Source organism: Novipirellula herctigrandis (assembly GCA_007859835.1).
GTDB classification, from domain to species: domain Bacteria; phylum Planctomycetota; class Planctomycetia; order Pirellulales; family Pirellulaceae; genus Novipirellula_A; species Novipirellula_A herctigrandis.
Genome location: SJPJ01000001.1, coordinates 1,270,999 through 1,284,335 on the forward strand (window position 1 = coordinate 1,270,999; position 13,337 = coordinate 1,284,335).

The window sequence follows — 13,337 nt, forward strand, 5'->3', positions numbered from 1 at the left end:
TCATCGCTGCTGAGTGTCGCTGCTGAGTGTTGCTGCTGAGTGTTGCTGCTGAGTGTTGCTGCTGAGTGTTGCTGCTGAGTGTTGCTGCTGAGTGTTGCTGCTATGTGAAGTTGTTAAGGCGAGCGTCATGTTCCATGCATCAGGTTTTCGTGCTTTGAGGAATTCGGCAGTCACGAAGAAGGAGCGAAGCAGACGACGATACGCGCTTCGGCGATTGCTAATTGAGTCGCTTGAAGATCGGCGGTTGTTAGCGCGCGATGTATCAGGCGTGCTAAGCGAAAATGAGACATGGTCGGGAACGATCCATGTAAAAGGCGACACGACGGTTGCGGCCAACGTGTCGCTGACTATCGAGGCTGGGTCCGTGATTAAGTTCGCGGGAGCGAAGTTCTTGGACGTCAATGGTTCGTTGGTTGCACGAGGCACGGCGGACAACAAGATTACGTTCACCAGCGACCAAGATGATTCGGTTGGCGAAGATTTGACCAACGATGATGGCAATCCGTACGCCGGACGATGGGAGTCGCTGTATTTGGATAATGGCGATGCCGGGGTCACGCTTGAGCATATTGACGTGCGGTATGGAGGTGATTCCGATGGAGACGGCGGCGGCTATGGTGCAGTACCATCGGTTCAGCTTGGCAAACAGGCAACCAGTCTTCACTCGGTGGTGGTTGCCGATTCTTATGGTTCAGGGATTTCAGTTAGCGGTAGTCCGACACTTGACACGGTCGATGTCCAACGTAGTGCTGCGGCGCTGACTCAAACGCTCACTGCCAGTCCAAGTTATCAAAATATGTCTGCGTCGAACAACGCGACCAATGCGGTTGTCGTCGCGGGAGGCACGCTTACCCAAAACCGTTATTGGAACTTTGGTGGTTTGCCTGCGCATCTCTCTAACGATTTGGCGATCAATGTTGACGCCGACAATGAACCGGTCACTTTGTCGCTTGCTCCCGGTAGTGTCATTAAGGTGCCCACCGGCAAGCTGATTCAATCCACTGGTGGCACGCTTTCGGCGATTGGCACGGCGGCAGAACCGATTGTGTTCACTGCGACCAGTGATGACTCGGTCGGTGGTGATTCCAATAGTGACGGTACGTCAACCACACCGTATCGTGGCTTTTGGGAAGCAATCTATCTTCGCGGGCCGAGCAATGTTTTGGAGCATGTTGAACTTCGTTACGCCGGAGATAGCGATGGGGATGGCGGTGGATATGGTGCGGTAAATGCTTTGGCAATCGATCATGTTCCGGCGTGGCCGGAATCCAACACCTCGCTAAGTCATGTGACCGTTTCTCAGAGCCGATCAACGGGTGTCGGTGTGCATCAGGGGACGCCGCAATTGGAAGATATCCATGTGATGGACGGCGGTGGCGTAGCGTATTGGTTTGCAATTGCCGCATCGCCGATGGTAAACGGTTTGACGGCGGCGGGTACCGGTGGTGATCGAATCGAACTTCAAGGCGGAACCCTGACGGAAGACCGCACATGGGCGTACGGATCGTTACCCGTTCAGCTTTCGTCCGACTTGAACGTGGCAGCGCCCGCCGACTTGACGATTTCGTTGGGCACGGTGGTGAAAGTGCCCAAGGCAAAATTTATCCGATCAACTTCCGGTACGATCACGGCGATCGGTACCGCCGCTGAGCCGATCGTTTTCACGGCGGCAAGTGACGACACCGTCGGAGGCGACTCAAACAATGACGGTGTCACTAGCACGCCCTACCGTGGCTATTGGGAAGCAATCTATCTTCGCGGGCCGAGCAATGTGCTACAGCATGTTGAAGTGCGTTATGCCGGAGATAGTGACGGTGATGGCGGTGGTTACGGAGCGGTCAATGCATTGGAGATTAATCACGATGCGACTGAGCCAGAACACAACACGAGACTAAGTCATGTGACGGTCGCTCAGAGCCGTTCGATGGGTGTCGGAGTCCATGTGGGTTCGCCAACATTGGAAGACGTTCACGTGGAAGGTGGCAATGGTGTTGCGTATTGGTTTGCGCTTGCTGCATCGCCAAACGCAAGTGGTTTGACCGCGGCGGATACCGCAAGCGATCGAATCGAACTTGAAGGTGGAACGCTCAGTGAAGACCGCACGTGGGACTACGGATCACTGCCTGTTCAGCTTTCCACCGATTTGCGAGTCTCTGCACCGGCGACATTGACGGTTTCTCCGGGCACCATCGTGAAGATGCCGCAAGGCAAATTGATCGAGTCGGTGACTGGAACCATTTCGGCGATCGGCACTGCTGCGGAACCGATCGTGTTTACAGCAGCAATCGATGATACCGTCGGAGGTGATTCGAACAATGATGGCGTCGCAAGTTTGCCCTACCAAGGATATTGGGAAGCGATCTATTTGCGTGGGCCAAGTAATCTGCTAGAGCATGTCGAAGTGCGCTACGCCGGCGATGAAGACGGTGACGGCGGCGGATACGGGGCCGTGAATGCAGTGGAAGTCAATCATGATCCGGAGCAGCCTGGGGACAACACAAGGTTAAGTTATGTAAAGGTCGCCCATAGCCGATCGACCGGCATCGGTATTCACGCAGGCTCGCCCACTCTTGAAGACGTCCATGTGGAAAATGGCGGTGGCGTTGCCTATTGGTTCGCTCTGTTAGCATCTCCAACGGCGAGCGGATTGACGGCGGCGGATACCGGCGGTGATCGAATTGAGATCGAGGGAGGAACGCTCGACGTAGACCGCACGTGGGACTATGGCCCATTGGCCATTCAGCTTTCAACGGATCTACGCGTTGGTGGACCCGGAACATTGACCGTGGCGCCGGGTACCGTCGTGAAGCTTCCCCAAGGGAAATACATTGAATCGACATCCGGTAGCATCTCGGCTATTGGTACAGCGGACGATCCGATTGTATTTACCGCGGCAATCGATGATACGGCGGGCGGCGACTCGAACAATGATGGTGCCAATAGCACTGCTTACCGTGGTTATTGGGAGGCGATCTACCTGCGTGGGCCAAGCAATGTGCTAGAGCATGTTGAAGTGCGTTATGCCGGAGATAGTGACGGTGATGGCGGCGGATATGGTGCGGTCAATGCGTTGGAAGTCAATCATGATCCGGCTGAGCCAGAGGAGAACACGAGATTAAGCGATGTGGAGGTTGCTTTGAGTCGCGCGACCGGTGTCGGAGTGCATGCCGGTTCGCCCACGCTCGAAAACATCCATGTGCAAGATAGCAACGGCGTTGCCTATTGGTTTGCTCTTGTCGCCTCGCCATCGGCGAGTGGATTAACAGCGGCTGACACCGGTGGCGATCGTATCGAAGTCCAAGGTGGGACACTCAGCGAAGACCGTACATGGGACTACGGTTGGTTGCCCGTTCAGATCTCAACGGATTTTACCGTTGCCAGTGAAGCCACGTTGTCGATCGCGTCAGGCACCGTGGTGAAGATGCCTCAAGGAAAATTCGTCCGATCAAGCACCGGGTCGATTGCCGCCATGGGTACCATGGATAATCCGATTGTGTTCACAGCAGCCATCGATGATACCGTAGGGGGCGACTCAAACAATGACGGACGCGAAAGCGTTGCCTATCCAGGATTCTGGGAAGCGATTTACCTGAACGGTCCGCAGAATGTTTTGACCCATGTCGACGTTCGTTACGCAGGTGACTCCGACGGTGATGGCGGTGGTTATGGCAGTACCTATGCGGTTCATGCCGCTGCCGATATCACGCTGACCAATGTTAACATTGAGTCGACACGTGCCGGTGGGCTGCACATCGATGACGGTGTTGTTACTTACGATGGTGGCCGCCTCGATTCAATCTCGACGTCAAGTACAAGCCATGCGGGTATTTGGGTCCACACAGGTTCGCTCACTGCTACCGATCTTGACATCGTCGGCAACAATGTTGGCGATGACGTGGGCATTCTCATTGACGACGGCCAATCCGCGATTGTGTCAAATTCCGCTTTTATTGGAAATGCAATAGGCGTACGGCATGATGGGACCGATGCTTTCAACGCCGATTTTCGAGACAATTGGTGGGGTGACGTAGGCGGCCCCTATGATCCGTCGATAGTCGATGGCGTGGTCAACGATAATCCCGGTGGACAATCGGTATCGGACTATGTTCAGTACAGCGGTTACTTGGTCAGTCCGCCGAATCGCGGAATCGGGCCACGTGTCGTGTCGTTCGAGTCGCTTGCGGCAATACCCGCACCCATTCATCATCGTTATGAAGCGGACGGTTCGGCCTACGATGAATCCGCCACTCAGAGCGGAACCCTGGCTAACAACACTTGGTATGCACCCGGACACGACGGAGGCTTGTCGTTTTCGTTCGATGGCGACGGTGACTATGTCGACTTGGGCAGCAGAGCGCCGACGTCCGAATGGACCGTGTCCGCTTGGGTGAATCCCTCCGACGTCCCGGCGAGCGGGCGAATTGGGATCGTGGGAAGTGCTTCCTCTAGCCGGGATTGGTCGCTTGAAATCTACAATGGAAATTACGTTGCTGCTTTCAAAGCCGGCGAGATTCTTGATAGTGGCGTCCCTGCAACCGTCGGTGGCTGGACGCATGTCGCTGCGACGTTGCGAGACAACATGCTGCACGTCTACACCGATGGCATACTTCGAAATCATGTCGATATTGGTGCGGCGTACATACCATCCACCGCTGGCACTCGCATTGGCAGTACCACATTTGACAACGCCGGATTCTTCAATGGCCGAATCGATGCAATCTCGATTGTCGAGCGAGGCGTGAGTGATGCCGAGATTATCACGCTGCGTGATAACGGGACAGCGGTTGCTTCGCATGCCAAAGATCGATGGCTATTTACGTTTGATCGTCCGATCGATGCGAACTCGTTTAATGGGACTGATGTGACATTACCAGGCACATCGCCGATTGTCGCGGAATCGTTGACGCCATTCGGTGATCGCGGTTTGGTGGTCACACTTGGTGGATCGCTCGCGGAAGGCACGCATGCGTTGAATGTTGGCCCGGATATACTGGGGCCCGGCGGTACGCCGATGGACCAAGACAGCGATGGCGTTGCAGGTGAAGTATCGGATGATGTGTATGTAGCTGCGATTGACGTGGATCAATCCGGTCCACGGATTATCGATCAGTCGCCTGTCGGGTCTATCGGTCACGTTTTGTCGTCGATCGAGGTCACGTTTAATGAGCCAATCGCCAAGGGTTCCTTCACAGGGTCGGCGATTCAATTAATTGACCCGGCCATGTTGACGGCCGAGTTGGAATTCGATCCGGCGGAAGTGGTTGATGGATTCTCGGTATTCGCTGCCGACTCGGCGGCTACGTTCGACCACCTCGAATTCGCCGAACGGGTGCTCGTCGATCGATCCCTACAGCGTCGCGTGATTCGTGAAAACGTGCCCACAATCAACTACGGTCCGAGCCCAGGCAACTTTGCCGGCGACCTGTCTTCTGCGATCAATCGACCTGGTATTGACGAGAACTACCTTGCCTTCGAGGCCACCGGGACGATTGCGATTCCCACCGCTGGTCCATGGACTTTTGCGATCGGAAGCGATGACGGCTATCATTTGCAGATTGGCGCCTTCGAGAGCGAGTTTACTCGAGGCCGAGGATTTGCAACCGACTTGGTTACGTTTGATTTTCCGAATGCCGGTTTCTATCCAATTCGGTTAGTCATGTTTGAACTGAACGCCGACTATGGATTCGAGTTGTCGGCCGCCGAAGGAACGAAGATCGAGTTTGGTACTGACTTCAAACTGATCGGCGACACCGATGCCGGTGGGCTTGCCGTGTCGTCGTTTGCAATTCCACCCTCTGCGTCAATCGCACCGCTTGGAGTGACGCCAACGGGCGATACCAACCGATCGTTCACGATTCACTTTGAAACTCAGGCGGTCGACGGTGAGTACGAATTGCGTATCGCTCCGCAATCACTCGATGTTTACGGTAACGTGATGGATCAAGACGGCGATGGCAACGGCGGCGAGCCGACCGAGGATGTATACATCGGCCGAATCACAGTCGATCGCAAGCCGATTATGGTGACGTCTCAAACGCCCTCGGGGACGACAAGTCAAGCCATCGAATCGATTGATGTGTTCTTCAATGTTCCCGTCGTCGATGGCAGTTTCTCGACGGCCGACGCTCGTTTGATCGGTCCTCACGGTGAGGTCGATGTGACGAGCATCGAACGCATTACCTCGGAGCACTATCGCATTCATGTCGAAAGATCGACCCACGACGGTGAGTATCAGTTGATTGTTGGTCCGGACATCAGGGATCAAGCAGGGGTTCCGATGGACGGCGATAACGATGGGATTGCCGGCGAGTTGGATGACCGCTATGTCGGTGTTTTCACACTCGCTGGTGCGGGCCCGTATATCACCAATACGACGCTGGCAGGCATCATGCAGCCGCCACTTCGTTCGATCGAACTGACGTTCAGCGAACCGTTGCAATTGTCTACCTTCACGGCGGATGATGTCACGTTGATGGGGCCCGGCGGGCCAATCGCAGTCACGCGTGTCGATCCGATTGGCGACAATGTTTACCGCCTCGGTTTTGCGGAAGCAACGCTTGATGGTGACTATTCGCTTTCGGTTGGCCCGATGATTTCGGACCTCGGTGGTTCAATGATGGACCAAGACCAGGACGGTATACGAGGCGAAGCCAACGATGATATCTATGCGAAGCCATTCGAAATTGATGGCACTGGTCCGAAGGTCGTTCGCACCGAACCTGAGATCGGGACCTCCGATGCACTGGCGTGGATCGATGTTTTCTTTGATGAACCGATCCAGCCCAACAGTTTTAGCCATGATCAAGTCGCAATCGTTGGCCCCAGCGGGCCAATCGACGTGACTCAGATTGTGGTTCGTGATGCGGATGTCTTGCGAGTTCGTTTTGAATCGCAAATGGCACCTGGTGATTTCATCATCACCGTCGGACCAGAGATTCTTGATTCGATTGGTAACGTCATGGATCAAGACGGTGACGGTGTCGGCGGTGAAGCGGTTGATGACCAATTCATTGGCACGATTAAGCAAGCGTTCGCGGAAATGGAAGTCACGATTGATGCGTTGCCTGCATCGATACTTAATGGTCAACCGTTGACCGTCAACTGGACCGTCAATAATACGGGCGGAGCAACCGCGGTTGTTCCGTGGACCGATCGCGTTGTGCTGTCTGGCGACCAATACTACGGCAACAATGATGATTTCGTGCTTGGTTCCTTCACCTCGACAAGCAATTTGGATGCGGGAGGGATGTACCAACAGTCGGTTACCGCGATGGTGCCGTTTGGCATTACGGGCGACTATCGCGTGTTCGTTGAGACGGATTCCGTGGACAAGATCGTCGAAGTCGACGAAGCCAATCTCGCGCAATCAACGATAACCATTGCCTATGCCCGACCACCCGCGGATTTGATTATTGATGGTATCGAAACGAGTGCAGATTTGGGGATCGGCAATGCCTATCCGCTCCATTATCGCGTTCGCAATGATGGGACGGCAGCCACCGAGGTGGACGTCTGGGTTGACCGTGTTTACTTGAGTACCGATCAAACGCTTGATGCCGGTGATTCGTTGCTTGTCACAATCGATCACGCTGGGGTTCTAGAAGCCAACGGTTCATACGCGGCCAGCCCCGAAGTCGTGATTCCCTCGGTCACGCCCGGAACTTACTATTTGATATTCCAAGCGGATGCGTCGGATGCTGTAGTCGAGCCCGGAGCGGAGGACAACAACGTAACGGTATCGCATGCCGTGGCGATCGCACCTGCGTTATTGCCCGACTTGGTTGTGGATGCGGTTGCTCCGGCGCTCGGCAGCGTATTGCAGTCAGGCGAAACGATCCTAGTTAACTGGACCGGACGCAACAGCGGTCAACTCGTGGCGGCCGGGGATTGGATCGATCGTGTCTACCTGTCAAACGACATTACACTTTCCACAGACGACGTGCTAATCGGCCAGACGCAACAATCTCGGTCATTGGCTATTAACGCAACCTATGATGCGTCGCTCTCCGCGTCGCTACCTGAATCAATTTCAGGCGAGTTCTACTTGATCGTCGTTCCGGACGCGGAAGATACAGTCCGCGAAGGAGAGGGCGAATCGACGGGCACCCAGGCGAGCGACACGCTTGACGTTTCGCTATATCCGTATGCCGACTTGACGGTCACGGAGGTTAATGCACCGGAGTTGTTGATTGGCGATCCCGTCGATTTGACCGTGACGTGGACGGTCCAGAACGTCGGCCAGGGCTCTGGGCGAACGGATTCTTGGACCGATCAGGTGGTGCTTTCGCCGAATGATGTGCTTGGGGACCGCGATGACGTCGTTCTTGGATCGTTTGTTCATGAAGGTGTTGTTCCCAAGGATGCGCAATACAGCCGAACGGAAATCTTGTCGCTTGCCGCTCGAACTAACGGTCGATTCCATTTGTTCGTACAGACAGATGCCAGAGACGTGGTCTATGAAGTCGATGGGGGTGCCAGCAATGTTGGTTCACCCACGCATGTGATCGAAGTCACACAGAAACCATACGCGGATTTGGTGGTCGAGTCGGTGACGCCTGGCACGACCTCACCGAGTTCGGGTGAGTCGATCGAGGTGACTTGGACGATTTCGAATCGAGGTATTTCGACAACGGATCGTGCGACGTGGTCGGACTACGTTTACATCAGTCCGGATCCGACCGGTTCCTCGGGGTTGCGTCTGATTGGTAGCAGCGTTCATGGCGGGGCGATTGCGGTTGACGATTCCTACTCGCGAACAGCGACCGTCACTATCCCACGTGATGCCGATGGCGAGAATTATCTTTTCGTGCGGACGGGCGGTCCCTATGAATTCTTGTATGCGGGATTTGACTCGGGCAATCAGGGACGCAGTGACGCGATCGACGTCATCTATCTCCCGCCTCAACCAACCAACTTAAGGGTGACCGAAGTCACGATAGGAGGTTTGGCCGAGGTAGATGACGGCGCTCAAGTGGAAGTGGAGTGGACGATTCGCAATGACGGTCCCCACGATACCGAAACGGGGTGGCAGGATCGATTGCATCTCCAATCGACCAGCGACCAGCAGGTCTTTGAGTTGGGTAACTACGTTGTTGACGATCCGCTTGTCGCGGGGCACACAGTGACACGAACCGAGTTGGTGACGATTCCGCGGACGAGCGGGTTGTTCCGTTTCGTCGTGGAGACTGACACGCGTCAAGCGATTGTGGAAACGAACGAGCTCGACAATACGACCCAATCGGATACGCTCCTGATCAATCTTCGACCGCGCCCTGATCTCCGCGTGACGGAGGTCACCTCACCGTCAATGGTGACGGCGGGGACAGCGATCGATGTTGAGTTTACCGTTGCCAACCTTGGCACCGCCGACACTCCCTCCGCGGGCAGTCGATGGACGGATCGGGTGTGGCTATCGTCGTCATCGAACAGTACCGCCGGTGCAATTCTTCTAGGAGAACTCACGAATAATTCGGCGCTCGGTTTTTTGGGGACCACAACCGGCCAGCCAAGCGAGTATCGATCCACGGCATCGTTCTTGATCCCAAGAGCGATCTCGGGCAATTGGTTCGTTCTTGTCGAAACCGATGCCAAAAACAATGTGGACGAGTCCCTGTCCGAAGGGAACAACCGTGCCGCTGCGGCCATCGCAATCGATGCGAACCCCGTGCCGCCGCCGGATCTTGTGGTGCAATCCGTTAACGGCCCTGGGGACGTATTCGATGATAGTTCGGTAACGGTCCGTTATCGAGTTGCGAACCTTGGCGTCGGAGTCACCGATCCGGGATCATGGACGGACCAAATTTGGTTGACGTATGGCAAAGATGGTCCCAAGCCGAATCGCGGTGACATCTTTCTCGGATCGAACCCCCATAGCGGTGTGTTGGATGTGGGGGACGACTACGAAGCACTGCAAACCGTAAAAATTCCCCAGGGAGTCTCCGGCGAGTACTTCTTGACCGTTTATGCCGATGGGAATGGCCGTGTTTTCGAGGCAGCCTTTGACCAGAATGTGAACCCGGATGCGCCAAATGATATGGAAGGCAGCAATTATGGTAGTGCCGCCATCCGAGTCCTGTTGACTCCGCCGGCGGATTTGGTTGTCACGAATGTCGACGCCGATGCAACGGGCGTTGGCAACGAAAGCTATACCGTCACTTGGAGTGTCACGAATGAAGGTGCGGGCGCAACCGATCGGGATTCGTGGGCCGACGCGATCTACTTGTCGCAAGACGACGTTTGGTCAAGTAACGATCAGCTTGTTTTTGCGCTTCCGCATTCCGGCGCACTGCAGCGTGGCGAATCCTATCAGCATACTGCTGAGTTTACGTTGCCACCGACTGCCGAAGGCAACTATTTGTTGGTTCGCACCAACGTTGATCCGTCGATAGCCGTGACGGAGGAGGCAAGCTTTCTTTCCGAAATTAGGGCAGTGCTTGAGCGGATCGAGGTAGCAACCGGACAACCGATTGGTAACGTAAATGTAAGTGATCTGCAAAATTTTTCACGTAGCGAATTGCTTGAGATCCTGGCTGGAACTTCCGGTCGTTTGCAAACCGTCTATGAAGGAACGTTCACGGACAATAATGTCGGCGTGGCACCAACGGACGTCGTGGACGCTCCGGTTGATTTGGCTGTGACAAGCGTTGTGACAAACATGGCCAGCAAATCGGGAGATCCGATCCATGTTCAGTGGACCGTCGAGAATCAAGGGGACTTCACGACCACCGAGGAAAATCGATCGCTATATCAATATGTTTACTTATCTAAGGATCCGGTGTTTGATCCGAGCCGAGCTTCGCTGGCAGCGGCTGAGTCTTTCGTGTTGACGGATCCGCTTGATCCGGGGGAAAGCTACACCGACACGACGGTGGTTGCGACACCGCCTGGCAGCAGTGGCGATTGGTATGCGCATGTGGTTATCAATGTTGGTCTAAAAGATGGCAAGCCGATTTTCCGGCCGTGGTCGAAGAGTCAATTCCCGAGCTGGGTCGACTACTTCGCTCATCGCGTTTGGGAATCAGGCAATAAGGACAACAATGTCGGCTCTTCCAATCCAACCGCAATTGAGTATGCCGAAGCGAACTTGGTGTTGTCGAGTCTAAACGTCGTGCCAACGAATGCCGACAGTGGGCAAATATTGGATGTTTCGTTTACCGTAACCAATGAGGGAACCCGAGAAACGCGAGTTGACCAATGGGCGGACCGTTTGTTCTTGTCAACCGATACGTCCGTCGATTCCTTTGATTTCTATCTTGGCGGTTTGAACCATCAAGACGTACTTGCGATTGGCGATAGCTACGACGCTACGATTCAAGTTCGATTGCCGGACAACATTGGTGGTGATTTCTATGTGATGGCGGAAACCGATGCAGTGCTTCGAAGGTGGAATCCGAATTACGAAGCGAGGCCGCTTCCCTACCCATCAACGGCAGGAGCACCACAACTTCATCCCAGCGGCGATGCCGTCGCTGAGTTCAATGACGAAGGTGACAACCAACAATCGTTCCTCGTGACGATCCAATATGTTGAATCACCCGATTTGGTGATTGATACAGTGGGTAGCCAATCGCGAGTGATGCGCGGCGAAGACTTTGCGTTTTACTACAGTGTCAGCAACGACGGAGGCCCGGTTCCCGCAAGCCAAACGCCATTTTATGACCGTGTCTATCTGTCGCGGGACCGCTTGTTGGATGTGTCAAGCGATCACTTTGTCATGCAAGTGCAGCGTGGCAACCCGTTAGCATCTGGTCAAACCGAAACCATCAACCGTGTCGCGAAATTGCCTCGCGGTTTAACAGGCGACTACTATGTCATCGTTGCGACCGATGTGCCTCGTTTTGGCAGGCCTGATGGTGAAGTGATCGAAGCGGACGAAGGGAATAATCTGCGCATCGCCGATTCGCCGATGTTGATCCAAACGCCGCCGCCGTCTGATTTACAGGTGATTGATGTTACATCCCGTTCGGGTGGCATGGTCGGTGACGTCATCCGCGTCGGTTGGACGGTCGAAAACCGAGGGGACGAAGCCGCCAAAGCACAGTTTGCCGATGCCGTCTATCTATCGTCTGATTCGGTTTGGGATCTCGGCGACCCGTTGCTAGGCCGATACGAAGCAAGCACGGTCTTAACGCTGGATCCTGGTGAGACTTACAACGCCTCGATCGACGTTGAACTACCGGCGACGCTTCCAGCGGACTATCGAATCCTTGTGCGCACGGATATTTATGACGACGTTTATGAAGCGCAGGACAACCGCAATAACACCGGTTTTTCAAGCAATACCGTGACGGTGACGGTGCCTGCGCTAAGGGTCGATTTACCGCTTCAAGACGATTTGGCACAAGGTGTCTCGCGGCTCTATCAGCTTGATGCCGAACCGGGGCAAACGATTCGGATTGGTCTAGACAGTCTAAACGACGTTGGCTCACACGAGTTGTACGTCGCGCACGAGCGATTGCCGCAGCCGTTTGATTTTGATGCGGCCTACCAGGGTTATCTGCGTCCTGATCAAACGCTTGTGATCCCCGAAACCTTAGGCGGACGTTACTTTGTACTAGCCCGTGCAGGCGTTCGCGTCGATGAGGAAGGCGATGTAACGAACCGAAATGAATATCCGGTCGAGCTAACGGCAACTCAACTTCCATTTGGAGTTTCGGACGTAACACCTGATTCGGGCGGCGATGATCGATACGTCACCGTTCGCGTGATGGGGGCCGAATTCCCCGAGCAAGCTGCCGTGCGGTTGGTGCGTCCCGAGATTGCTGAATTTGCGCCCGTGTCAGTCATGCGCGTCGATGCAACCGAGTTGATTGCGGTATTTGATTTGCAAGAGGCCGCGCACGGTTTGTACGACGTTCAAGTTCTGCATCCGGATGGTCGAATCGCGGTGGATCCGTATCGGTTCCAAATCGAACCCGTTGAACCGTTGCAGGTCAATGTGGGAGTCGGTGGTCCGAGTCAAATCGATCTTGGAGCCACCGGCAGCTATGCAATCGCAGTCGAGAACCTTGCTAACGTCGACATTCCCTATACGATCGTTGAGTATGCTTTTCCAAACATCGCCAATGGGATGGCTGAACTCATTCCAGGACCTGCGATTGAGTTTTCGAGCGGCCTGCGCGGCGATGCAACGACGGTGGCACCGCTGTTTGATTCGATTTCGACATTCGATTTCGCCAGTGTACCACCCGAACTGAATTTGGACGGTGTGTTGACCGTTCGTGGTGTCGCGATCGACTTGCCTGCCAGTGAGGTTACCGAAATCGGAGCAGCCGTAACGATATACCCAGGGCTGCGGGAAGTGTTGGAATCGGATCCTGACTTTTTGAAGGAATTGA

General features: G+C 54.7%; 2 protein-coding genes (1 of these 2 running past the window's edge). One reads left to right on the forward strand and one right to left on the reverse strand.

Features of this window, described 5'->3' with window-relative positions; translation table 11 throughout:
• A complete protein-coding gene (locus CA13_RS34695) occupies window positions 1-129 on the reverse strand; it encodes a hypothetical protein (protein ID WP_419193932.1) in 129 nt (42 codons plus the stop codon).
• On the opposite strand from CA13_RS34695, the gene CA13_RS04465 reads away from it, so the two are divergent.
• A protein-coding gene (locus tag CA13_RS04465) for a CARDB domain-containing protein (protein ID WP_146394781.1) crosses the window boundary here: on the forward strand, window positions 128-13,337 show its start. The gene runs 24,269 nt beyond the window's last position; only the first 13,210 of its 37,479 coding nucleotides appear in the window; it begins with the start codon at window positions 128-130; its stop codon lies beyond the right edge, outside the window. The two genes, CA13_RS34695 and CA13_RS04465, sit on opposite strands and share 2 nt — an antisense overlap.